This window comes from Nocardiopsis gilva YIM 90087, from assembly GCF_002263495.1.
Classification (GTDB): domain Bacteria; phylum Actinomycetota; class Actinomycetes; order Streptosporangiales; family Streptosporangiaceae; genus Nocardiopsis_C; species Nocardiopsis_C gilva.
In genome coordinates this window covers 2,111,209-2,135,630 of record NZ_CP022753.1, presented here as the reverse complement: position 1 = coordinate 2,135,630, position 24,422 = coordinate 2,111,209, and the positions used below count along the sequence as shown (strand labels likewise).

At 71.2% G+C, this 24,422-nt stretch carries 15 protein-coding genes, 3 pseudogenes and 1 riboswitch; of the genes and pseudogenes, 7 read left to right on the top strand and 11 right to left on the bottom strand.

Annotation, left to right across the window (positions count from 1 at the left end; genetic code table 11):
* Nucleotides 1–2 precede the first annotated feature (2 nt).
* From cobM to CDO52_RS09845, 3 genes are all read right to left on the bottom strand, one after another.
* Entirely contained in the window at nucleotides 3–896 is an 894-nt protein-coding gene (cobM, locus tag CDO52_RS09855) for a precorrin-4 C(11)-methyltransferase (protein WP_017617647.1), read from the bottom strand.
* Nucleotides 893–1,633, bottom strand: a complete 741-nt coding sequence (gene cobI, locus CDO52_RS09850; RefSeq protein ID WP_017617646.1) for a precorrin-2 C(20)-methyltransferase — start codon at nucleotides 1,631–1,633, stop codon at nucleotides 893–895. The genes cobM and cobI overlap by 4 nt, the downstream gene beginning before the upstream one ends.
* Before the next feature lie 292 nt (nucleotides 1,634–1,925).
* Entirely contained in the window at nucleotides 1,926–2,141 is a 216-nt protein-coding gene (locus CDO52_RS09845; protein ID WP_017617645.1) for a hypothetical protein, read from the bottom strand.
* 254 nt (nucleotides 2,142–2,395) lie between these two features.
* Here CDO52_RS09845 and CDO52_RS09840 point away from each other — a divergent pair, with 254 nt between their 5' ends.
* The 3 genes from CDO52_RS09840 (at nucleotide 2,396) to CDO52_RS09830 (ending at nucleotide 5,419) form a co-directional block, all read left to right on the top strand.
* Nucleotides 2,396–3,148: a hypothetical protein gene (locus CDO52_RS09840; RefSeq protein WP_017617644.1), complete on the top strand. Its 753-nt coding sequence runs from the start codon at nucleotides 2,396–2,398 to the stop codon at nucleotides 3,146–3,148.
* A 256-nt stretch (nucleotides 3,149–3,404) separates the two neighbouring features.
* Complete coding sequence (locus CDO52_RS09835; protein WP_017617643.1) at nucleotides 3,405–4,850, top strand: cobyrinate a,c-diamide synthase; 1,446 nt, start codon at nucleotides 3,405–3,407, stop codon at nucleotides 4,848–4,850.
* Nucleotides 4,832–5,419, top strand: a complete 588-nt coding sequence (locus CDO52_RS09830; RefSeq protein ID WP_394340781.1) for a GNAT family N-acetyltransferase — start codon at nucleotides 4,832–4,834, stop codon at nucleotides 5,417–5,419. The genes CDO52_RS09835 and CDO52_RS09830 overlap by 19 nt, the downstream gene beginning before the upstream one ends.
* Nucleotides 5,420–5,512: 93 nt before the next feature.
* On the opposite strand, the pseudogene cobO reads toward CDO52_RS09830, so the two are convergent.
* Nucleotides 5,513–6,118: pseudogene (gene cobO, locus CDO52_RS09825) on the bottom strand (cob(I)yrinic acid a,c-diamide adenosyltransferase); the annotation flags it as partial.
* 52 nt (nucleotides 6,119–6,170) lie between these two features.
* Entirely contained in the window at nucleotides 6,171–8,234 is a 2,064-nt protein-coding gene (locus CDO52_RS09820) for a putative cobaltochelatase (protein ID WP_017617640.1), read from the bottom strand.
* Between the two features lie 56 nt (nucleotides 8,235–8,290).
* Nucleotides 8,291–8,420: riboswitch (cobalamin riboswitch) on the bottom strand.
* A 180-nt stretch (nucleotides 8,421–8,600) separates the two neighbouring features.
* Between CDO52_RS09820 and CDO52_RS09815 the strand changes: the two genes are divergently transcribed.
* On the top strand, nucleotides 8,601–9,620 hold the full coding sequence (locus CDO52_RS09815) for an LLM class F420-dependent oxidoreductase (protein ID WP_017617639.1): 1,020 nt from the start codon (nucleotides 8,601–8,603) through the stop codon (nucleotides 9,618–9,620).
* A gap of 350 nt (nucleotides 9,621–9,970) precedes the next feature.
* Here the strand turns inward: CDO52_RS09815 and CDO52_RS09810 are convergent, their stop codons facing one another.
* Nucleotides 9,971–10,240, bottom strand: coding sequence for a DUF6504 family protein (locus CDO52_RS09810; RefSeq protein WP_017617638.1), 270 nt, complete (start codon nucleotides 10,238–10,240; stop codon nucleotides 9,971–9,973).
* 228 nt (nucleotides 10,241–10,468) lie between these two features.
* Complete coding sequence (locus tag CDO52_RS09805) at nucleotides 10,469–11,653, bottom strand: RNA-guided endonuclease InsQ/TnpB family protein (protein ID WP_017617637.1); 1,185 nt, start codon at nucleotides 11,651–11,653, stop codon at nucleotides 10,469–10,471.
* Between the two features lie 22 nt (nucleotides 11,654–11,675).
* Here CDO52_RS09805 and tnpA point away from each other — a divergent pair.
* The 3 genes and pseudogenes from tnpA to CDO52_RS09790 all read left to right on the top strand — a co-directional run.
* Nucleotides 11,676–12,089: pseudogene (gene tnpA, locus CDO52_RS09800) on the top strand (IS200/IS605 family transposase); the annotation flags it as partial.
* Between the two features lie 219 nt (nucleotides 12,090–12,308).
* Entirely contained in the window at nucleotides 12,309–14,543 is a 2,235-nt protein-coding gene (locus tag CDO52_RS09795; RefSeq protein ID WP_017617636.1) for a serine/threonine-protein kinase, read from the top strand.
* Nucleotides 14,544–14,635: 92 nt separating this feature from the next.
* On the top strand, nucleotides 14,636–15,604 hold the full coding sequence (locus CDO52_RS09790; protein WP_017617635.1) for a quinone oxidoreductase family protein: 969 nt from the start codon (nucleotides 14,636–14,638) through the stop codon (nucleotides 15,602–15,604).
* A gap of 4 nt (nucleotides 15,605–15,608) precedes the next feature.
* Here the strand turns inward: CDO52_RS09790 and CDO52_RS09785 are convergent, their stop codons facing one another.
* The 4 genes and pseudogenes from CDO52_RS09785 to cobN form a co-directional block, all read right to left on the bottom strand.
* On the bottom strand, nucleotides 15,609–16,715 hold the full coding sequence (locus tag CDO52_RS09785) for an SPFH domain-containing protein (RefSeq protein WP_017617634.1): 1,107 nt from the start codon (nucleotides 16,713–16,715) through the stop codon (nucleotides 15,609–15,611).
* Between the two features lie 72 nt (nucleotides 16,716–16,787).
* The gene (locus CDO52_RS09780; RefSeq protein WP_017617633.1) at nucleotides 16,788–17,228 is read right to left on the bottom strand and encodes an NfeD family protein; all 441 of its coding nucleotides are present in this window, start codon (nucleotides 17,226–17,228) and stop codon (nucleotides 16,788–16,790) included.
* A gap of 192 nt (nucleotides 17,229–17,420) precedes the next feature.
* Entirely contained in the window at nucleotides 17,421–20,354 is a 2,934-nt protein-coding gene (locus CDO52_RS09775) for a penicillin acylase family protein (RefSeq protein WP_033299529.1), read from the bottom strand.
* 281 nt (nucleotides 20,355–20,635) lie between these two features.
* A pseudogene (gene cobN, locus CDO52_RS09770) lies at nucleotides 20,636–24,390 on the bottom strand (cobaltochelatase subunit CobN).
* Nucleotides 24,391–24,422 lie beyond the last annotated feature (32 nt).

Genomic DNA, 24,422 nt, shown 5'->3' with positions numbered 1-24,422 from the left:
CCCTAGGACCCCTGCCTCGCTTCGCGCAGCGCGCGTCGCGCCGCACGGTCGGCGCGCCGGTAACCGTGGAAGTGCCCCGGGTGGTACAGGTGCGAGCGGGTGCCCCCGGCGGACAGCGCAGGCCCGACGAGCACGAGCGTGTGTTTCCACAGCTTGTGCTCCTTGAGGGTGGCCTCCAGCTCGCCGAGCGTGCAGCGCAGCACCAGTTCGTCGGGCCAGGTGGCCTGGTAGGCGATCAGACAGGGGGTGTCGGCCGCGTAGCCCCCCTCCAGCAGCTCCTGCTGCAGCTGCCCGGAGCGGGCCGCCGAGAGGAACAGCGCCATGGTGGTGCCGTGCCGGGCGAACTCGCGGACCTCCTCGCCCTCCGGCATCGGCGTCTTGCCGCCGCCGAGCCGAGTGAGGATCACCGACTGGGCCACCTCGGGGATGGTGAGTTCTCGCTGGGCCAGGGCCGCCACCGCGCTGACGCTGGACACGCCCGGGATGATCTCGACCTCCAGGCCCAGTTCGACGCACTCGTCCAGCTGCTCCTGCACCGCGCCCCACAGGGACGGGTCGCCGGAGTGGATCCGCGCGACGCGGATACCCTCGCGCACCGCCCGCTCGTAGAACGGCAGCACGCCCTCCATCGGCAGCTTCGCGGAATCGACGATTTCGGCGTCTCCGCGTGCGTGCCGCAGAACGTCCTCGTGCACGAGGCTGGCGGCCCAGATGACCACGTCCGCGTCCTCGATCGCGCGTGCCGCCCGGATCGTCAACAGGTCGGCCGCGCCCGGGCCCGCCCCGACGAAGGTGACCTTCCCGGTCCGTCGGTCGGGCGTGCTTTGGTTCCCGGAGGCGACCGCCGCTTCCTGCTTCCTGTGATCGGTCGCCGCCGCGTGGTGGGCCTCGTTCACAGTTTCCCTCCGCGCTCGCCCCGGCGTGCCGGGGCGATCAGTGTCGACAGGTACGGGAGCTCTTCGCCCTCCAGCTTCGCAGCCGGGGCGATCCGTTCATCGTCGAGCCCCAGGCGAGAACCGTACACGGCGTCCTCCAGGCGACCGGACTCGCGCAGCGCCGCCACCGCCTCCGGGGCGAACCGGCCGAACTTGTAGGCGACCACCGTTGCATCCCCCGACAGTGCTTCCCGCAGCCGGTCCACCCCGCTGGTCACCGGAAGCAGCGTCAGCGGCTCGGTTCCCTCGGCCAGCACGCTGCCCGAGCGTGCGGCCAGGTCCTGCATGGCGGTGATGCCCGCGACGGTCTCGATCTCGACGTCGGGGTCCAGGCCGCGTACGGTCTGCGCGAGGTAGCTGAAGGTGGAGTAGACGTTGGGGTCGCCGATGGTGGCGAACGCGACCGTCTGTGCCCCGCTCTCGAAGTGCCGCACCACCGCCCGCGCCGCCTCGTCCCAGGCCCGCACCCGACGCTCGCTGCGGCCTCCGCGATCGTTGAGCGCGAAGACGACGCGCTCGACGGACTGATCGTCCACATGCTCGCGGACCGTGGCCTCCGCCCGTCCCGGCTCATCCAGGGCCATGACCGGAACCAGCACGACGTCGGCCTCGCGCATCCTCCGCACGGCCTTCACCGTCACCAACTCCGGGTCACCCGGCCCCACTCCGACCCCGACGAGCCGCCTGCTCGCGCCCATGCCACCGCGCTTTCCGTCGTCCAACTCCCGCCGCTTTCGCAGCAGATGCCGCGGATCAGCGTATCTGGGTCAGGCTCGCGGCTCAGGGCCCCCTTCAGCCAACGCCGAGGTGGGGGCGGAGCTCACCACACATGGCTGGCGCCCCGTCCGACGAGCACAGCACGACAAGGGATCTGGATAGTGTCAGCCTTGCGGATTGCCAACCTGAATTCGACCGATCCGTTTCAATTCATCGAGAAACGCATTAGTCAGAGGCGTTTCCGTGGGGCCGGGCGGCGGTTGTGGGGGCCGGTCAGCGACGCTCGCGCTCAGCCCGGTTCAGGTGGGCCTGGACCTGGGCGAGGTAGGGGTAGGTGCGCTTGTTCCCGGTGGCGCAATCGGTGAGGGTGAACCTCCACCCCTCGTCGGTGCGGTACCAGGTGAGCCAGTGACCGAGGCGTTCAGCGCGTTCACGGACCTCAGTGAAGACCTTGCCGAGGTGACCGGGAGGGAGCTGCCGGGCGATCACCTGCTCCCCTGCGGCGTCCGCCGGGCCGGTACCGCTACTAGTGCCCGCCCTGGCGCCTGCATCGGTGGCGCGGGCCAGCGCGGATAGACGGCCGCGACGCCCACACGCGACTCCGACCTGCGAATATCCCGCACGACAGGGACCTTGGGCCTATACCAGGACGGAGGCACCGGCGTACTGTGACGATAAGTACTTCGTGCCCGGGCTGAACGGGCGCCCGGACCGGGTCGGATCTCGTCCTGGAGGTGGGCACCATGTCCACACCCACCCGTAACTGGTTCCGAGCGGCCGCCATGGCCATCGCCCCCGTGGTCCTGCTGGCCGCTTTCCTGTACCACCCGTTCGTGTCCGGCGGCGCGCCGACCCCGGAGGTCGTCGCGGAGGCCGCCGAGGCCGACACCACCCGCTGGGCCGCCGCGCACATGCTGACGCTGGTGGCCTTCGCGCTGTCCGCCCTCGCCTTCCTGGCCCTGCGCGGGCGCCTGAGGGACGCAGGCGAGGAGCGCTGGAGTTCCTGGGCGTTCCCCCTGGTCATCGCGGGCTTCGTGCTCCTCGCGGGACTGCCCGCGATCGAGATGACCATCGCGGGCGCTATCGATACGGGTGTCGACACCGTGGCGCTGATCGAGGCCGTGAACCCGTGGTTCATGACGCTGCTGATCAGCGGTTCCGTGGCCTTCGCGCTCGGGGCGCTGGCGTTCGCGATGGGTGTCGTCCGCGGCGCGATCATGAGCCGGGACCTGACGGGGCTGGTGGCGATCGCGCTGGTCGTGACGGCCCTGGCGATGGTGGCTCCGCCGTTCTGGGCCTTCTACGTGATGGCGGTCGCCGCGATCGTGGTGTTCTGGCCGGTGGCCTGGACGACCGTGCGCGCCGGGACGCGGCCCGAGGCGGCGGCGGAGGCTGAGGAGGGCGCACAGCCCGCGGCCCCACATCCCCGTACCGCCGAGGAGCAGAAGGGCACGTTCCTCGGCTTCGGCCGACGCGGAACGCGTGCCCACCACTGACGCCGCAACTTCAGCCGTGGGGCCCACCGCTCGACGGTGGTCGGGCCGGTGTCCCGGGACACCGGCCCGGCTGGCACGCCACATCCCGGCCGGAGTGGTCCGTCTTCCTCGCTGAGGTGAAGTCCGGCCGCCTGTAGCACCGGAAACATGCGATGCCCCCGCCACGCGGGGGCATCGCTCGTTGGTGCCCGGGGATTCTCTTGTGCGCATAGCCTGGACGGTCGTCGATCAGTCGGGCAGGAAGAGGGATACTCGCATGCCGCAGGTTCCGCGCGTGGTGATCGCCGCCCCGGCGTCGGGGAGTGGGAAGACCACGGTCGCCACCGGGCTCATGGCCGCTCTGGCGGCTCGGGGAACGCGCGTGTCCGGGCACAAGGTGGGGCCTGACTACATCGATCCCGGGTATCACGCCCTCGCCACCGGGCGGCCGCCGCGGAACCTGGATCCGGTGCTCTGCGGCGAGGACCGGATCGTGCCGCTGTTCGAGCATGGCGCCGCCGGGGCGGACATCGCCGTCATCGAGGGCGTGATGGGCCTGTTCGACGGCGCCTCCGAGCCGCGGCACTTCCACGGCCCCGGGGACTTCGCCTCGACCGCGCATGTCGCCGGGCAGCTCGGAGCGCCGGTTGTGCTGGTCGTGGACGCCGCCCGGACCAGCCGGTCCATCGCCGCTCTCGTGCACGGCTTCTGCACCTTCGAGACGCGTGTGCGGGTCGGCGGCGTGATCCTCAACCGGGTCGGCTCCGACCGCCATGAGAAGCTGCTACGGGACGCGCTGGAGGACGTGGGCGTTCCGGTTCTCGGCGCCATTCGGCGGCACGCCGCCATCGAGACTCCGTCCCGTCACCTTGGCCTCATCCCGGCCGCCGAACGAGCCCATGCCGCGCGCGAGGCCGTGGACGCGCTCGGCTCGCTGGTCGCCGACTCCTGCGACCTGGACGCGATCGTCGCGCTGGCGCGCGCTGCCGCCCCGCTCCCCGGCTCGCCGTGGGACCCCGACGCCGAGATGGCCGCGCTGCTGACGCCCGAGGGCGCCCCAACGGACAGCGCGTCGGGCTCGGCCGGGCCCTCCCCGCGGATAGCAGTCGCGGGTGGACCCGCGTTCACCTTCTCCTACACCGAGCAGACCGAGCTGCTGCGGGCCGGTGGAGCCGAGGTGGTCGCATTTGATCCACTGCACGACGAGAAGCTTCCGGAAAACGCCCGCGGGCTCGTCATCGGCGGTGGGTTCCCCGAGATGCACGCCGCCGAGCTCTCCGGAAACGCCTCGCTGAGATCCGCCGTCGCCGACCTGGCAGGTCGCGGTGCGCCTGTGGCCGCCGAGTGCGCCGGGCTGCTCTACCTCGCGCGCGAGCTGGACGGGGCACCGATGTGCGGGGTCATCCCCGCCGAAGCACGGATGACGGGCCGCCTCACCCTCGGCTACCGCGCCGCCGTCGCCGTACGCGACTCCGTCCTGGCCGCCGCCGGGACCCGGGTCCACGGCCACGAGTTCCACCGCACCGCACTCACCCCCGCCCACGGCACCGACCCCGCCTGGCAGTGGAAATCCAGTGGCGGCGACGGATACGCGAGTGCCACCCTGAACGCCTCTTACCTCCATGTGCACTGGGCGGGAGCCCCGGCCATGGCCGCTCGATTCCTCCGCGCCGTGCACACGTTCGACGAGTTGGAAGGACCGGAATGCAGCCCGAACCGATGACCTCTGCCAAGCAGATGATGCCGATCGTCATCCTGCAGACGGAACGGTTGACGCTGCGTGCCTTCACCGAAGCCGACATCGACGATGTCTTCGCCGCGGTCAACGACCCCGAGATTCAGAGGTGGCTTCCGCTCCCCGAACCCGGAGTGCCGTACACCCACGACGAAGCCGAGGCGTGGTGCCGGACGGTGGCGCCGGAGTCCCGGGTCACCGGCGATGGGCAGAAGTGGGCCATCATCGAACGCGACACGGGCCGTTTCTGCGGATCCATCGGCTTCACGCGCACTATGTGGGTGACCCAGACGACCGAGATCGGCTACTGGATGGCACCGTGGGCACGCGGCCGAGGTCTGGCCGCCGAGGCGACGATCGCCGCCTGCCGCTGGGCCATTGACCAGGGCTTCGAGCGGATCGTGCTGAGGGCCGCGACCGCCAACACCGGCTCGCGCCGCGTCGCCGAGAAGGCCGGTTTCGTCTTCGAGGGCATCGAGCGCAACGCGATGCGGCTGCACGAAGGCCGCTGCGATATGGCGCTCTACAGCCTCATCCCCACCGACCTCCCCCGTTGATCTCGGGGAAAAGCGCCAAATTCCAGCGGTTTCTTGGCGCACTTTCCCGAGATCAACGGGGGGACCCGGGGCGACCTGACAGCTAGCGGCGCGTCACCATTCGATGCCGCGCTGGCCCTTCTGCCCCGCGTCCATCGGGTGCTTGACCTTCGTCATGTCGGTGACGAGATCGGCCGCGTCCAGCAGCCGCTGGTCGGCGTCGCGTCCGGTGATGATGACGTGCTGGTTCCCGGGCCTGTTCCGCAGGGTCTCGACGACGTCGTCGGCGTCCACCCACCCCCACTTCATCGGGTAGGTGAACTCGTCGAGCACGTAGAGCCGATACGTCTCCGCGGTCAGGTCGCGTTTGATCTGGTTCCAGCCCTCGGCCGCGTCGGCGGCGTGGTCCTGCTCGGTGCCGGGGCGCTGGATCCAGGACCAGCCCTCCCCCATCTTGTTCCAGGTGACCTTGCCGCCCTCGGAGGTGTTGCCCAGGACGCGCAGCGCCTTCTCCTCGCCGATCCGCCACTTCGCGGACTTCACGAACTGGAACACCCCGATGTCCCAGCCCTGCGCCCACCCGCGTGTGGCCAGGCCGAACGCGGCAGTCGACTTGCCCTTCCCTGTGCCGGTGTGCACGATCAGCAGCGGCCGGTTGCGCCGTTGCCGCGTCGTGAGTCCGTCGTCGGGGACGTAGGACGGTTTGCCCTGCGGCATCTGTCGTGGGTCCTTGTCTGTCGCTGGTGGTTTGTCTTCTACGGCGCGTGTAGGGTCACGCGGCGCGGTGGCGTGTGTGCCGGACCAGTCCGCTCAGCGCGTCGGCTCCCAGTTCATCCAGTCGGACCGTGGTCCCGCCCATGGTGGCGGCCAGCCGCGCGGCCAACCCTAGGCGCACCACGCCCGACTCGCAGTCGACGATGACGCTCTCCACACCCTGAGCACCGATCCACGCCCCGGCGCGCAGGGCGTCGTCGAGTCCGCCCTGCGTGGCCCGACCGTCGGTGACGACGACCAACAGCGGGCGGCGCATCGGGTCGCGCAGGCGCTCGACGCGCAGTACGTCGGCCGAGCGCAGCAGCCCCGCTGCCAGCGGCGTGCGCCCACCGGTACGCAGCTCGCGCAGGCGGCGCGCGCCCGCCTCGACCGACGAGGTGGGCGGCAGGTCGAGTTCGGCGCCCCGCCCACGGAAGGTGACCAGCCCGACCTTGTCGCGCCGCTGGTAGGCGTCGAGCAGGAGGCTGAGCACCGCGCCCTTGACGGCGCGCATGCGCTGCCGCGCCGCCATCGATCCGCTGGCGTCCACGCAGAACAGCACGAGGTTGCCCTCGCGCCCCTCGCGGACGGCCTCCCGCAGGTCCGACCCTTCCAGTCGGAGCCCGGGGCCGTTGCGGCCCCGGGCCCGCTGGTGGGGTGCCGCCGCCCGCAGCGTCTCGATCAGGTGCAGCGTCCCGACGCGTTCTCGCGGCGGACGGGACCCCGATGTCCTGCCGTACGGCGTCTCGGCGCGGGAACGGCGGCCGGGGGTCCCGTGGCCGATCCCGGAGACGCTGAACAGCCGCGGGCGGTAGGGCTCCCCCGCCTCGCTCGTGGTGTCGCCCGTCTGCTGTCCCGGCCCCGAGGGGGAGCTTTCCTGCTCTTCCCCCTGCTGGTCGCCGGAGTCAGGCGAGGACGGCGACGGCGCGGGGGCGTCCTCGGTGTCCGAGCCGTCGTGGCTCTCCTGGCTGTCCTGGCTCTCCTGCGGACTGTCGTCCGACCCATCGCCGTCGTCGGGACTCCCCGGCTCCTCCGGGGTGTCCTCACGGCCTTTTGGGTCGGCATCACCCGCCTGGTCGAGCGCCTCCTGCAGCCGGTCCTCGTCGAGGTCGGGGGCGTCGAAGGGATCGCGGCGGCGCCGGTGCGGCAGGGCGAGCCGGGCCGCGTCGCGCACGTCGTCGGACGTCACCTCGATGTGGTCCCGCCAGGCGGCCAGCGCCATGGCCGCGCGGGCCGTGACGATGTCGGCGCGCAGACCATCGACCTCGAAGGCCGCGCACACGGCCGTGACCTGGCGAAGGGCCGCGTCGGTGAGGACGACCCCGGGCAGCCGTTTGCGGGCCGCGCGGATGTGCTCCGCGAGTTCGTCGTCCTCGCGCGCGTACCCGGCGGCGAAGGCGTCAGGGTCGGTCTCGAAGGCGAGGCGGCGGCGGACCACGTCGGCGCGCTCGGACGGCTCGCGGGTGGCCGCGACCTCGACCGTGAGGCCGAACCGGTCCAGGAGCTGCGGGCGCAGCTCGCCCTCCTCCGGGTTCATCGTGCCGACCAGCAGGAACCGGGCGGCGTGCGCGACCGAGACGCCCTCGCGCTCGACGTGCGACCTGCCCATCGCCGCCGCGTCCAACAGCAGGTCCACGAGGTGGTCGTGGAGCAGGTTGACCTCGTCGACGTAGAGCACGCCGCGGTGGGCCGCGGCGAGCAGGCCCGGCTCGAACGCTTTCACGCCTTCCGTGAGCGCCCGTTCGATGTCGAGCGAGCCCACGAGGCGGTCCTCGCTCGCACCGACCGGAAGCTCCACGAGGCGCGCGTCGCGCTCAGCGGGCACGACGTCCCGCGCGTGCGGCCCGTCGGGGCAGCCTGGGTCGGGGTCAGCGGGATCGCAGGCGAAGCGGCAGCCGTCGACGACGTCGAGGTCGGGCAGGAGCGCCGCGAGGGCGCGCACGACGGTCGATTTCGCGGTGCCCTTCTCGCCTCGGACCAGGACACCGCCGACCGCCGGGGACACGGCGTTGATCAGCAGCGCCAGTTTCAGGTCGTCCATGCCGACGACCGCGCTGAAGGGGTAGCGAGCGGAAGCGCTCACGCGGGTCAGTCCTTCCTCGGGAGTCCACGCCCATAGGGGTTTGTCGTGGTGCCGAGCAGTCTCCTGGCTCCCAGATCGCCGCGTCCCCGCCGCCTTCCCACCGGTCGCGTCCGGCAGTGGCGTTGGTCGCGGGTCCGCTCCCTGGTCACAGTGGCGGGACCGCCCCGGATTCACACCGGGTTCCTGCGTGCGGCGGCAGACCCGCGCGAGGTCGCACCGCCGACGTCGGCACCGCCCACCAGAATGGCACACGCGTGTTGGGTGCCATCCCGGAGCCGGGCTTTCGGGCGCCCCTATCCAGAAACTGAAACCAGTTCTACTATGCGCCCCAGACGCCGACGTCCTTCAGCGAGCGAAGGAGCGCACGTGACCACGGACCTGAAACTGGGAATCGCGGTGGGCTACTGGGGCGCCAGCGCCGATGACGCCACCGAGACGGTGCGGGCCGCCGAGGCCCTCGGATATGAGTCGGTGTGGACCGCCGAAGCCTACGGGTCCGACGCGTTCACCCCTCTGACCTGGTACGGCGCACGGACCGAACGAATCGGGCTGGGCACCGGGATCGTGCAGCTCTCCGCGCGCACCCCGGTCGCCACCGCCATGCACGCGCTGACCCTCGACCACCTCTCCGGCGGGCGCCTCCGGCTCGGGATCGGGGTGTCCGGCCCGCAGGTCGTCGAGGGCTGGTACGGGCAGCCGTTCCCGCGCCCGCTGGCACGGACCCGGGAATACCTGGACATCATGCGCCAGGTCTGGCGCCGCGAGGCACCGGCCACCTCCGAGGGACCGCACTACCCGCTCCCCTATCCGGGCGGAACCAGGCTGGGCAAGCCGCTGAAGTCCATCACCCGCCCGCTGCGCCCGGACATCCCCGTCTACCTGGGCGCCGAGGGGCCGAAGAACGTCGCCCTGGCCGCCGAGATCGCCGATGGCTGGACGCCCCTCTTCTACCACCCGGAGATCAGCCCCGGCGTGTACGCCGACGCGCTCGCCGCGGCCCCCGACGGCTTCGACATCGCCTGCACGGTCACCGTGCTCCCGCACGAGGACACCGCCGAGGCGCTGCGCACCGCCAAGATTCCGCTCGCCTTCTACATCGGCGGCATGGGCGCCCGCGACGAGAACTTCCACCTCAACGTGTTCGTTCGGATGGGGTTCGCCGAAGCCGCGTACAAGGTGCAGGAGCTGTTCCTGGCCGGACGCCGCGAGGAGGCGGTGGACGCCGTCCCCGACGAGCTGGCCGACGGCCTCTCCCTGGTCGGCCCGCTCCCCCGCATCGCCGAACGCCTCCAGGCGTGGCGCGACAGCCCGGTCACCACCCTCCTCGTCGCCGGAGTCCGCGACGAACCCGGCCTGCGCGCCCTGCGCGAAATGGTGCTCGGGTGACCGAGGGTGGCCCGTGGGGAGAACGCCTCCCCCGTCACCGCAACTTTTCCCCAGGAATCCCCGAAAACCCCCACAAGGCGCGTGGCAGCAGGAGATCATGATCAACATGGCGATCAGGCGAATGGTGAGCAGCGTCAGCGTCAGGTCGATGGAGCGCCCGAGGGCGGGGTGGTCATGGGGGTAGAGCCACAGCGACCGGGAGACGCCACCCGCCGGATCCCCGTGGCCCGGGATCAGGAATGGTTCTGGAGCGAGGAGTGGCAGGCGAAAGAGCGGGAAGCCGAAGCCGGGTCTTCCTCTCTGATCAGGAGTTCCTGGCCTGGCTCGACCGAAAGGTGAAGTAGCGCGGGTCAGTCCCAGACCCGCGCCAGCAGCCACTGACCGCTCTCGGAGTCATGCCGCAGCTCATAGACGCCCGGGCCGCGCCCGGAGCCCGCCTCCACGCGCCAGAATGTGCGCCGAGGCAGCCGGTCGCGCGCCCCGACCGCCCAGTCGGTGCGCAGCGTGACCCAGTGGTCGATGATCCGCCGCACCGTGTAGATCCGTCCGTCCCAGGTGAAGCGCCGCGGCCGCCCCTCCCGCTCGGCCACCGTGATGGGCACACCGTAGACACGTGCCACCGGGCCACTCCCCTCGTCGCGTACGCGCCCGCACCGGCGGTGCGCGAAAGCCGTCGGCCCGCGGGGAAGAGTAGGCACTAATTCGAACTGGTGTTCTAATTATAACGAGGTCGACTACAGACCGGAACCGCGGAGGTCGCGAGCGTGTGTCAGCTTCTCGGGACTGAAGTCCCGAGCTTGCAGGTAGGGCCCCACTGGATGTGAGGTTGCCTCCCGTGTCTTGGCGACTCAGCCTGTGGGCTGGGCGGCCGGGACGCGTGACTCACGCCCCGCATTCCACACGGTCTCGCCACGTTGGGCGATGTTGCGGGAAGCATTCCGGTCTGCGTGCGCAACGACGCCGCAGCCCCGGCAAATGAAAAGACCCTGGTGCACGCGGTTCCTATTGTCGATGTGCTGGCACTCGCAGCACATCTGCGACGTGTACGCAGGATCGACGAAGACGAGCGGCACGCCCGCTCGCTTGGCCTTGTAGACGATGAAGTCTCCGAGCTGGGCGAAGGCCCAGGAGTGGAGTGCGACCCGTTGGGGCTTGGGGAGCCGTACCCGGTTACGGATTCCCTTGAGTTCTTCGAGGGAGATACCGCATCCGGTGCGTTCAGCCTCGGTCACGATCGCCTTGGAGACGCAGTGGTTGATGTCCTTCGAGCAGCGGGCTTCCTTGCGGGAGCGCTTCTTGAGCAACCGCTTGGCAGACTTGGTGCCCTTCTTCTGCAGCTTCTTTCGGATGAAGAGCTGCCGCTTGCGGTAGCGGTTGAGCTTCCGACCGGCGGTCTGGCAACCGGTGGACGTGGTGGCGATGTTCTGGATACCGAGATCGACGCCGATGAAGCCATCGGGTTCGTAGGTCTGGGCCTCGGGCACGTCGCACGTGGCGATGAGGAACCAGGACCCGTCGCGGCATATGAGGTCGGCTTCGCCCTTGCGGTAGGCGGCGAGAGTCTTCAACGCCTCGGGGGCGCAGACGAACCGTACGCCCTTCATCCGGCCCTGCCGGGTGGTGATGGCTACCGTCCGGGCGTCGATATCCCAACCCATGTTGCGGTGGTCGTACGCCTGTGCCGCCTCGGCGCGAAACACGATCGGCTTGGACTCGGCCTTGCGGCGGCGCTTCGACTTCTCTGGCCCTAGGTTCCCGGCCTTGATGTTCGCCCGCAGCGTCGCGTAGGCGTCCACGACCTTCTTGATGAGCTGCTGCGCAGCAGCCGACTTGATACCGCGTTCGCGCAACTCGGCGTACACCAGCTTGCGAAGTGCGTACTCGTGGACCTTGAGCCCGTAGTGCTCGTAGGCGACTTCGGAGACGTAGTTCGCCCCCTCGTTGCACGCGGTGAGCTCATCACGCAGAGCCGACGCCACCTCGGGCGTCGGCTGGAGCTTCACGGACACAACGATCTTCACGGGTGTGACCATAGCAATGGTCTATGTCACCTCGATGGGAGCCAGCCCCGATATACACAGGCGACGAACGGTCGTCTGCACCCTGCACGCGCACCTGGTCTTCACGCCGAAGTACCGCCGTCGCGTCTTTGATGACGCCCTGCCCACTCGCCGCGAAGAGATCACGCGGAAGATGTGCGAGGACTTTGGTGCCGAGCTGCGCGAGTTCGACGGCGAGACCGACCACGTGCTCCTGTTAGCGCACTACCCGCCGAAGGTTTCGCTCTCCCGGCTCATCGGCCCACTCAAAGGCGTGTCCGCCCGACCGCTCCGCCAGGAGTTCGCCGGCTGCATCAACCGGGCCATCATGCACGGGCAGTTCTGGTTTCCGTCCTATTTCGCCGCCCTCTGCGGTGGCGACCCGCTTTTGATCACCAAGGAGTACATCGAGAACCTGAAGCGCCCGAGCTGGGAGACGCAGCGATGGGGCTGCGCTCCGCTCCGCCCCGTTAAGGATGCGCTTCATCCCGCCCGTGAACGAGCGGGGTTTCTCGCAAGAGATCGCTAGAATCTGCGACCCCCAGTCACAGCCGACGTCGCCCCATCGACCACACTCGCGCGACGCCCGCATCGCGTCGGTACGCTGTGAGACGCGAACCCCCGTGAGCCATAAAGGAAAACCACAACTGTGACGTCGAACGAGCACGAGCGCGCCAAACCCCTCCGCACCGGCGACCCCCACGAGCTCGGTGACTACCGCATCGTGGGACGGCTCGGCCGCGGCGGCATGGGCACCGTCTACCTCGCCGAGGACGCCTCTGAGCGATTCGTCGCGGTCAAGCTCATCCACCCCGACCTCACCGACGACGAGGACTTCCGCCGCCGCTTCGCCCGCGAGGTGCAGTCGGCGCGCCGGGTCGCGCGCTTCTCGACCGCCGGCGTCATCGACGCGGAGCTGGAGAGCGACCCGCTGTACATCGTCTCGGAGTACGTTCCGGGCCCCAACCTCTCCGAGGCGATCAACACCGAGGGCCCCATGCGCGGCGGGACCCTGGAGAGCCTGGCCATGGGGGTGGCGGCCGCGCTGACGGCGATCCACGGCGCCGGGGTGATCCACCGCGACCTCAAGCCCGCCAACGTCCTGCTGTCGACGGTGGGGCCGAAGGTGATCGACTTCGGCATCGCCCGCGCCATGGACGACGACGGCTCGGTGACCCGGTCCAGCCAGCTCATGGGGACCCCTGCCTACCTCGCGCCCGAACTCGTCACGGGCGGGGAGATCACCCCGGTCTCCGACATCTTCTCCTGGGGCTGCCTGATCGCCTTCGCCGGAACCGGCAGGGCCCCCTTCGACGCGCAGAGCGTGCCGGCCGTGCTCCAGCTCATCAGCGCGGCACCGCCGAACCTGGAGGGACTGGACCCGAGCCTGGAGGACGTCGTCCTCCAGGCGCTGGAGAAAGACCCGGCGCACCGGCCCACCGCCCAGCAGCTGCTCAACCGCCTGGTCGGTCAGGAGAACCCGACCGAGTCCGTCGTCGACCGGACCGTGGTGCGCTCGTGGACGCCGCCGTCCACCCCGCGCCCGGACGGTGCGGCGGCGGGAGCGGCAGGGATCGCCGGAGCTGCCGCGGCCGAGGCGCTGCCCGAGACCGCGGCAGGCCCCACAGCGGCGATGAATCCCAACAACGGGCAGACCACCCGCGCCATGCCGCCGGAGACCGGGCAGCAGCTGCCGCCCACCGCCGCGCTCGGCCAGCAGCAGCCCCACCCCGCTGACCCGTACGCCGCCCAGGGGCAGGTCGCGTCCGGTCCGCAACAGCCGCCCTACGGCCCGCCTCCATCCGAATCGCCCGTCCCCGGCCCGCCGCCCGGCCCGGGGTTCGGGGCACAGCCTCCCTACGGCCAGCCCTCGGGACCGCAGCAGCCCCCCTACGGCGCCCCACCGCAGCAGGGCGGTCAGCCAATGGGGGCCCAGCCCCCGGGCTACCCCTCCCCCGGCATGCAGTCGCCGCCCTACGGGCAGCAGTCGTATGCCCCGATGGGACCGGGAGGCCCCGGCGCCCCTGGCGGGCCGGGGCAGCCTCCGACCGGCGCGAACCCCTCGGCCTCGCCCGCTCCCGCGTCCGGCGGGGGCCGGAAGAAGAAAATGATGATCTACGCGGCTGTCGGCGCCGTGGTGCTACTGATGACCAGCGGCATCGTCGGCTCCCAGCTGCTGATCGGCCCGGAGTTCCCGACCGGGACGAACATCTTCACCGACGAGTTCGGCAACAGCGACTCCGGCTGGAAGGCCGACGACTACGACGTCCCCTTCGACGCGACCGAGCACCTCCGCGGCTACACCGACGACGACCAGTACGCGCTGCGCGCCACCACGGACGACACGCTCACCCGGGCGATCTCGGGTTTCCCCGGTGACTACCCCGAACAGCTCGCCATCAGCGTCGACACCAGCGTGCAGAACGGCCCCGCCTACGGCGAGACCGAGGTCTACTGCTTCTACAACGACGACGATGACACCCGGTACTCCGTCACCGTCCGCTTCGACGGGAGCGAGGCGCGGATCCGCCGCATCGGCGGCGAGGCGGGAATCTCCACCCTCGAGCAGGTCACGGAGGGCGTCCCCGGGTATGAGGTGGCCGAGGACGGCCAGGAGGACGCCGACAAGCCGGTCAACACCCTGCAGGTAACCTGCGAGCGGCAGGAGGAGGAGAGCGGCGGCACGACCGAGAAGAGCATCGCCGTCCGGCTATGGGTCAACGGCACCCACGTGATGGACGCCGTCGACACACAGCCGATCCAGAACGGCGTCACCGGCCTCGGCGTCGCTCGCGAGGGCGGGGGCAGCGGCGGCGACGCCATCGTGTACTTCGACAACTACCGCATGAACAAGCTGGAGCCGGAGGCGGAGGCCACGGAGTAGGCGGAGCCGGGCGCGGTCGCGTGCCCGAGGAACTCCGTCCGCTGCGACGGCACCGGCGGCCGGGACCCGAACACCACTGAGGAGCGTTGCGTATGCGTGCCATCGTCATCGAACAGCCGGGTGGACCCGAGGTCCTGCGGCCGCGTGAGGTCACCGACCCCCGTCCCGGCCCGGGCCAGGTGGTGGTCGACGTCGGGGCCGCCGGGGTCAACTTCATCGACATCTACCAGCGCACCGGCGTCTACCCGGTGCCCACGCCCTACACCCCGGGCCTGGAGGGAGCGGGAACGGTGTCCGCGGTCGGCGCGGGCGTGACCGACCTGGCCGAGGGGCAGCGCGTCGCGTGGGTGTCGGCGCCCGGGGGCTACGCCGAGCGCGCGGCCGTTCCCGTGGAGCGGGTCGTGCCGGTCCCGGACGGCGTGACCACCGAGCAGGCCGCCGCTGTGATGCTCCAGGGCCTGACCGCGCACTACCTGACCCACGCCACCTACCCCGTGCGTTCGGGCGACTCCGTGCTGGTGCACGCCGCGGCCGGCGGCACCGGACTGCTGCTGGTGCAGCTGGCCAAGGCGCGGGGCGCCCGCGTCATCGGAACGGTGTCCACCGAGGCCAAGGAGCAACAGGCCCGCGCGGCCGGGGCCGACGAGATCATCCGCTACACCGAGGTCGACGACGTGGCCGCCGCCGTGCGCGAGCTGACCGGCGGCGCGGGCGTGGCCGCCGTCTTCGACGGCGTGGGTGCCGACACCTTCGACGCCAGCCTCGCCTCCCTGCGGCGCCGCGGTGTGCTGGCGCTGTTCGGCCAGTCCAGTGGGGTCGTGCCGACGTTCGACCCGCAGCGCCTGAACACCGCCGGGTCGGTCTTCCTGGCCCGACCGAACCTCGCCGACCACATCGTGGACCGCGCCGAACTGCTGGAGCGGGCGAACGACATCCTCGGGCTCGTGGACGCCGGGAAGCTGCGGGTGGAGATCGGCGGCCGCTACCCGCTGGCCGACGCCGCCCGGGCCCACGAGGACCTGGCAGCCCGCCGGACCACCGGCAAGCTGCTGCTGGTCTGACCGCTCACTCTCCTTCGTCGGAGCGCTGCCCGGGCAGCTTCTGTCCCGGCGCGCCGGCGGCCGCCGCCTCCTTGCGCGCGTTGGCGACCGCCTGGGCGGCGCTCTCCGCCGCCTCGACCGCGGCCTGGGCCGCCGCCGGGCGGGGGCGGGGCTCGCCCTCGGTCAGCCGCCGGGCCTCGCCTTCCTCCACCTCGGCGGTTTCGGACGGGGCCTCGCGCTCTTCGGTGGGGCGTGCGGCCTCTCCGGCGTCTCCGGCGAAGGCCTTGGTGACGTTCTGCACCGCCTGGGTCAGCTCACCGGGGATGACCCAGAACGTGTTGCCCTCGCCGCTGGCCAGGTGCGGCAGCGTCTCCAGGTACTTGTAGGCGAGCAGCTTGGAGTCGGCGTCGTTGGCGTGCACGGCCTGGAAGACGCGCTCCACCGCCTGGGCCTCACCGTCGGAGCGCAGGATCCGGGCCTGCTGGTCACCCTGGGCCTCCAGAATGGCCTGCTGCCGGGCGCCCTCAGCGGTCAGGATGCGGGACTGCCGCTCACCCTCGGCGTGCAGGATCACCGCGCGCTTGTCGCGCTCGGCCCGCATCTGCTTCTCCATCGCCTCCTTGATCGTCGGCGGCGGGTCGATGGCCTTGATCTCGACGCGGTTGGCGCGGATGCCCCACTTGCCGGTGGCGTCGTCGAGCACGCCACGCAGCCGCGAGTTGATGGTCTCGCGCGAGGTCAGGGTCTGTTCGAGGTCCATGCCGCCGATCACGTTGCGCAGCGTGGTGACTGTGAGCTGGTCGATGGCCTGAAGGTAGTTCGCCACCTCATAGGCGGCGGCGCGGGGGTCGGTGATCTGGTAGTAGAGCACGGTGTCGATGTTGACGACCAGGTTGTCCTCGGTGATCACGGGCTGCGGCCGCGACGAGAACACCTGCTCCCGCAGGTCGTACTTGGTGTTGACGCGGTCGACGCCCGGGATGATGAAGTTCAGGCCGGGTTTGAGCGTCCGCAGATAGCGGCCGAATCGCTCGATGTTGTAGGCGCGTGCCTGCGGCACGATCCGCACCGTGGAGACGACCAGGAGGACGGCGATGGCCGCGAGAACGATGAACAGGATGTCGAGCCCCATTGTGATCTCCTGCCTGCCGAATGATTCGGATGTGGGAGGACGAGGCGGTGGTGGCACCCGCGTCGGCGGGTGTCAGGGCAGTGCTTCGCGCGGATAGACGACGGCCGTCGCGCCCTCGATCTCCATGACGTCGACGTGGATCCCCGGGGGGATGGTCTGGTCCTCGTCGAGGGCGCGGGCCGACCACTCCTCACCGACGAGCTTGATGCGGCCGCTCTCCCCGGTGACCTCCTCGACGACCACCGCGGACCGTCCGACGAGTGCGTCCGTCCCGGAGCGGAGTACGGGTGGCTGTTGCAGGTGGCGCTGCGCGATCGGGCGCACGATGATGAGTCCCGCGGCGGAGGTGACCACGAACGCCACCACCTGGACCACGACGCCCATCCCCAGCGCACCGGCGATCCCGGCGACAAGGGCGGCGATGGCGAGCAGACCCAGGGACAGGGTCAGCGTGAAGATCTCCGCGACGCCCAGGGCGACCGCGGCGATCAACCACATGATCCACAGCGGCATATTTACCTGCCTCCCGTCCACAGTGGCGGGTGTCACTACGAAAATACCCCGCCGACCGCAAACAAGCACCAGATGTCCCGGGGTGCTTTGCCGTGGCGGGCCGGGCGCCGAGCGCCGACGGCGGCGGCTGGCGGGCCGAACGGGCGCGGGGACCGGTCGCGACGACCGGTCCCCGCTGCGGGCCACGACGGATCAGGGTCGGCGTTGGGTGAACTGCAGGGCCATCTGGTAGGTGGGGCGGTTCTGCCAGGCGATCGGCCACATTTCGATCCCGCCCAGCGGCGAGTGGATGTTGGTGTCGGCACACACCTGGTCCCCGGCCGAGCAGTAGGAGTCTCCGGGGTAGACGTCCGAGGCGGGCGCCGCGGCGGCCGTGGCCAGGGAGTCCAGCAGCACGGTGCGGCAGGTGTCGAGGTCGCCGCCGCCGCAGTAGGTCTGGCCGAGCGGCGCCTGGACGTCGTCACCGAGGACGGACCGCAGGTCCTTGTCGACGTACGACCACCAGCCGTACTGGAAGCTGGAGCCCTTGTGGGTCTGGCCCTGCTTCACGTTGCCGGGCGGGCCGCCGAGGCTGCCCGAGGGCGACTCGTCGACCTGCAGGACCCCGGTGAGGTCGCGGTAGAGGCCCCCGCCCAGACCGGGCTCGAACTGGGCCTCGACGAGCAGCGGCCACCAGGCGTCCATCACCCGGATGGCGTCGGCGTGCGCGTAGCGCCCGGCGTCCCGCTCGGGCTCGCGGCGCGGCGCGCCGTCCCCCATCCAGGCACGCAGGCCCTTGACCGCGGCGGCGAGCTCCGGATCCTCGACCGGCGCGCTCTCCACGACGCGCAGCAGCTCGGGCAGGACCTGCTCGCCGCGCAGGTCGGTGCTGCCCGCATCGGCCATCGCCTGGGTGAGCGAGGCGACGGTGAACTTGTGCCCGTCGTCGATCAGCCCGGCGACCCGGCCGTCGAGCAGGTCGCCCCGGTGGACCGGGCCGGTGCCGTAGCCGGAGGTGTATCCGGCGGCCACCTTGTTGTTCCAGTTGACGAGGTAGTCGGGGTTGACGGCGTTGGGGTGCTGCTCCAGCGGGGTGTAGTCGGCGCTGTTGTCCTGAGGGTCCCATCCCGACCACCCGGCGGCGGAGTCGGCGGCGATGGGCATGTTGGGGTCGGTGCCCGGGGTGCGCACCGGGTTGGCGCCGGAGTTGAGGAAGGCGATGTCGTCGGCGTCGGCGTAGTGCCAGTTGAAGGCGTAGCCGATGTCCATGGCGGCCTTCTGGAAGTCCTTCGCCGAGGTGATGGTGGCGGGCTCGTTGAACTTCTGGAATCCGATGAGGGAGTCGACCTCGCGCATGTAGGTGGAGCGGCGGGTCGCGAACGCCACCGGGGTGCCGTCGACCGTGCCGAAGCTGTCGACCAGGCCGTAGGGGGAGCGCAGCGCGGTGAGGGTGTAGGAGCCGGCGGGCGTCTGGTCGGCCACGGTCGGCGACCACTCGTTGTGCACGCTGAGCTTCTCGAACTCCACGCAGGCGCCGTCGTCGACGTAGGCGCGGGAGTCGACGCTCGGCTCGGAGCCGTCGGGTTCGCACAGTTCGAGGGCGAAGGTGTCGGTGATGTCCTGTCCGGCCGAGGTGGCGCTCCAGGCGTAGTCGGTGCCGCGGCCCATCTGCACGTAGAAGCTCACGCCGGGGAAGGACGCGCCGCGGGCGCTGATGCCGGGTCCCTGCAGCTCCTGCACCATGAGCAGCTGCGGGGAGAAGTAGCCGGTCTGCGGCCCCATGACGGCGACGGGGTGGCCGTTCTCGGTGTGCTCACCGGCGACGAGCAGGGCGTTGGACATGCCCGGCTCGCCCTCCAGGAAGTCCTCGGGCAGGACGCCCCTGTTGAGGACGCCTTCGGCTGCGCTGAGGTCGCCCTGCCGGATCAGCCGGTCGATCCGTGCCCGGTCGCTCTCGGACAGGTCGCCGATGGTGGGGGTGTCGGCGTCGGCCGGGGCGTCGGTCGCCGCTGCCGGCGGTGACGGCGGCGGTGCCTCGGCCGTGCTCACGTCGGCGTCGTGCACGATGTCGTAGGGGACCACCGATCCCGGGTCGGGCGCCGCGACGCCGACGGGGTCGTCGGGTGTCGGCGTGTAGGGGAAGTCGCCGTCGACCGTGGTCACGGCCTCCGGATCGTTCTCCATGCGCCAGGTGCGCCACAGCTCCGCGCCCTTCTCGGCCCCGTGCTCCTTCTCGAAGGCCGCCTTGAGCAGGGCGGAGGAGACCTCGCCGCCGCCTCCGCCGCCGAAGAGGAGGCCGACCATGGAGGCGATGCCGACGATGTCGGTCTCGGTGAAGTCCTCGATCTCGCCCTCCTGGGTGACGGCGTCCTTGTGCCCGGTGAGCACGTACTCGCCGGGGTAGTCGTTCCGCCGCTGGGAGCGGTCGATGTAGGCGTTGATGCCGTCGATGTAGGCGCGCACGTCGGCCAGGCCCTGGCGTCCGCGCTCGCCGCTGGCGGCCAGGCGGTCGATCTGGACCTGCTTGTCGGCCTCGGTGTAGGGGGCGCCGCGCCAGAGGCTCTGTTCCAGGCCCCGGTTGCTCGGCGCGCCTCCGGCGAAGGGGGTGAGCTGGCCGCGGCCGAGGTTGCGCAGTACGTCCATCAGGAAGAGCCGGTCTTCGGCGGCGGCGTATCCGGCGCCGTACATGGTGCCTTCGCGGGTGGTCCCGTGGATGCGGGGGATTCCGTGTGCGGCGTCGCGGGTGATCGTGACGTCTCCGCGCGGCTGGTACTCGCGGTCGACGCCGGCGTCGCCGACGCCGAAGGAGGCGTCGGCGAAGTAGTCATCGAGCGTGGCGTCGGTGAGGCCGTCGTAGTCGTGCACCAGGTTGTCGTACATGTCCAGCTGGGAGGACGCGTACTTGGGGCGGGTGCCGAACATCTGGTGGCCGATGATCTCGACGAGGGTGGCGTTGCCGTTCTGGCCGGGCGGGACGATGTCGTGGCACCCGCCGTCGGAGCAGTAGTCGTCGACGGCCGCCCGGAGCTTGGCGGCCTCCACTGTTGCGGAGGCCGCGGCGGGGGCGGACGCCATGCCGGTGAGGAGGCACGCGAGCGCGGTCCCAGCGGCTGCGGTGCCGAGGTATGGGGGGCGGGGGATGATCATGTCGTACACCTCGTTCACGCGGGGCTGGCGGAAGAGTACGCATCGGAACCTCATTCGCGAAAGAGATTCACGTTCGTCCGAAAGCCGCCTCCGCGCGGCGGTCTCGCGCCTGCTCCACCGGCCCGGCTCCCCCGCACCGGCACGACCTGCGGAGAGAACAAGCGACCGCTTGCTCGGGCATGGTGGTCCCGGGAAACGCAAGGGGAGAGGGTGGCCGGAAGTGGCCACCCTCTCCCCCGCGGTTCCGCGCGTGGTCGTGCCCTCAGCCGGGGCGCATCGCGTCAGCGTCCGCCGTCGGACCCCGCGTCCGGGTCGTCCTCCAGGTCGCCCTCCAACTTGAGGTAGGTCTCCCGCAGCCGGTCCAGCGTCTCGGGATCGGGCCGCTCCCACAGCTCGCGGTCGGCTGCCTCCAGCAGACGCTCGGTCATACCGCGCAGCGCCCAGGGGTTGGACTGCTCCAGGAACTCCCGGTTCTCCGGGTCGAAGACATAGGTCTCGGCCAGCTTGGTGTACATCCAGTCGTCCACGACCCCGGCGGTAGCGTCGTACCCGAAGAGGTAGTCGACGGTCGCGGCCAGCTCGAACGCGCCCTTATAGCCGTGGCGGCGCATGGCGGCGATCCACCGCGGGTTCACCACGCGGGCGCGGAACACCCGTCGCGTCTCCTCTCCCAGGGTCCTGGTCTTCACCTGGTCGGGAACGGCGGAGTCGCCGACGTAGGCGGCCGGGTTGCTGCCGGTGAGGCGGCGCACCATCGCCACCATGCCGCCGTGGTACTGGAAGTAGTCGTCGGAGTCGACGATGTCGTGCTCACGGGTGTCCTGGTTCTTCGCGGCCACCGAGATCCGCCGGAACGACGCCTCCATGTCGGCGCGCGCCTCGCGGCCGTCCAGCCCGCGCCCGTAGGCGTAGCCGCCCCACACCGCGTACACCTCGGCCAAGTCGGCGTCGTCGCGCCAGTTGCGCGCGTCGATCAGCGGCAGCAGCCCGGCGCCGTAGGCGCCCGGCTTGGAGCCGAAGATCCGGGTCGTGGCGCGCCGCCAGTCCCCGTGATCGGCGTGGTCGGCCAGGGCGTGGGCGCGCGGGTAGTTGTCCTCCGGGGACTCCTCCAGCTCGGTGACCGCCCGGATCGCGTCGTCGACCAGACCGATGACGTGCGGGAAGGCGTCCCGGAAGAACCCGGAGACGCGCAGTGTGACGTCGATGCGGGGACGCCCCAGCTCCGCCAGCGGCACGATCTCGAACCCGGTGACGCGACGCGAGGCGTCGTCCCAGGTCGGGCGGGCCCCGAGCAGGGCGAGCACCTCGGCGATGTCGTCGCCCTGCGTGCGCATCGCGGCGGTTCCCCAGACGGTGAGGCCGACGGACGTCGGGTAGGCCCCGGTGTCGTCGAGGTGCCGCTTGATCAGCGAGTCGGCCAGCGCCTGCCCGACGTCCCAGGAGTTGCGCGCGGGGATCGCCTTGGGGTCGACCGAGTAGAAGTTGCGGCCGGTGGGCAGCACGTTGACCAGCCCCCGGGTCGGGGACCCGGAGGGCCCGGCGGGGATGTGGCCGCCGTCGAGCGCGTGCAGGACCGCGTCGATCTCGTTGCCGGTGGCGGCCAGGCGCGGCACCACCTCCTCGGCGGCGAAGACGAGGACGCGCTCGGCTGAGGGCAGGGGGCGGCCCAGCACGTCCGTCATCACGCGCCCGGCCTCGTCCGCGTGCCACCCGCGCTCGTCCATGGCCTCGACCACGCGCCGGGCCAGCGTGTCGATCAGGTCGAGCGCGTCGGAGGCGCTGCGCGACGGCCCCTCCACCAGGTCGGTCAGGGCGGCGGGACCTCGGCCCGCGCCCCCGGCTCGGCCAGCAGCGTTTTCTCCTCCAGCCCGAAGGCCTCCGCCAGGGCCGCCCGCAGCCCGGGCAGGGCGCCCACCTGCCCGGCCCACACCTGCGAGGCGCGCAGCACGGCCAGCACGAGGTTGACCCGCGCCTCGCCCTCCGGCGCGGCGCCGAGGATGTGCAGGCCGTCGCGGATCTGCACGTCCTTGATCTCGCAGAGGTACCCGTCGACGTGCATGACGAAGTCGTCGAAGTCGTCCTCGCCGGGCATCTCGTCCTGGTGCAGGTCGTGGTGGAGCTCGGCGGCCTTGATCAGCGTCCAGATCTGCGCGCGCAGCGCCGGGGCCTTGTCCGGGTCGAGGTCGCTGACGAGGGCGTACTCGTCCAACAGCTGTTCGAGCTTGGCGATGTCGCCGTAGGTGTCGGCGCGCGCCATCGGCGGGACGAGGTGGTCGACCACGGTGGCGTGCGAGCGGCGCTTGGCCTGCGTGCCCTCGCCGGGGTCGTTGACGATGAACGGGTAGACGAAGGGGAGGTCGCCGAGAACCGCGTCGGGGGCGTCCTCGGCCGCCAGTCCCAGCCCCTTGCCGGGCAGCCACTCCAGGGTGCCGTGCTTGCCCAGGTGGACGACGGCGTCGGCGCCGAATCCGCCGTCCTTTCGCGCGGTCTCCAGCCAGCGGTAGGCCGCCAGGTAGTGGTGCGAGGGCGGCAGGTCCGGGTCGTGGTAGATCGCGATCGGGTTCTCGCCGAAGCCCCGCGGCGGCTGGATCATCAGCACGACGTTGCCGAACCGCAGGCTGGCCAGCACGATCTCGGGGCGGCCCGAGGAGTCGTCGACGTAGAGCTCGCCCGGCGGCTCGCCCCAGTGCTCCCGGATGCCCGCGGTCAGTTCGGCGGGCAGGGCGTCGAACCAGCGGCGGTAGTCGTCCAGCGGGACGCGGGCGTCGGCGCGGGCGAGCTGCTCCTCGCTGAGCCATTCGACGTCGTGGCCCCCGGCGCTGATCAGAGCGTGGATCAGCGGGTCGCCGTCGTCCTCGCGGCGGTCCTCCTCCGGACCGGGCACGCGCCACAGCGTGTCGTCGGAGCCGAGGTCGTAGCCGCGCTCGGCCAGGAGCCGGAACAGCCGCACCGCCGAGGCGGGGGTGTCCAGGCCGACGGCGTTGCCCACCCGGGAGTGCTTGGTCGGGTAGGAGGACAGCACCACGGCCAGGCGGCGCCGCTCCGGGGGAACGGCGTGCAGGCGGGCGTGGCGCACGGCGATCCCGGCGATGCGCGCGGCGCGCTCGGGGTCGGCGGCGTAGACCGGGATCTGGCCGTCCTCCCCCGTCTCCTTGAACGAGAAGGGGACGGTGATCAGCCGCCCGTCGAACTCCGGGATCGCGACCTGCATCCCGGCGTCCATCGGGGTCAGGGCGGCGTCGGAGGCCTGCCAGCGCTCGCGGCTGGAGGTGAGCACCAGTCCCTGGAGGATGGGCACGTCCAGCGCGGCCAGCGCCCCGGCGTCCCAGGCGTCCTCGTCGCCGCCCCCACTAGCGTCGGCGGCCACCGCCCCACCGGCCGCCAGCACCGTGGTGATGACGGCGTCGGCGCGGCCGAGCAGCTCGAACAGGCCCGGGTGGGTCTCGGCGGTCAGGCCGCGCAGCGAGCCGGAGAACACCGGCAGGGCGTTGCCTCCTGCGGCCTCGATCGCCTCGCACAGCACGTCGATGAAGGCGGTGTTCCCCGACAGCTCGTGCGCCCGGTAGAACACCACGGCCACGGTCGGGCGCTGGGGGTCGGAGCCGTAGGAGCCGTGCACGCCGTAGTCGGGCATGCGCTCCGGCGGCTCGAAGCCCTCGCCGGTGAGCAGCACGGTGTCGGAGAGGAAGCGGGCCAGTTGGCGGAGGTTGCCGATGCCGCCCTCGCGCAGGTAGGCGTGGGTCTCGGTGGCGACGCCGGAGGGCACCGTGGAGAACGCGATGAGCTCGGCGTCGGGGGCCGCCTCGCCGCCGAGCGCGACGAGCGGAACCCCGCTCGCCCGGAGGGTGTCCAGGCCCTGCGGCCACGCCTCGCGCCCGCCGAGCAGCCGCACGACCGCGACGTCGACGCCGTCCAGCAGGGCGGGGAGGTCGTCGGGGTCGGTGCGGGCCGGGTTGGCGGTCCGGTAGCCCGCGTCGGCGGCGCGCGCCGCCAGCAACTCGGTATCGGCCGTGGACAGCAGCAGGATCGTTGCCACTCGTGGTCCTTCGTCTTCGCCGGGGTCCGCGC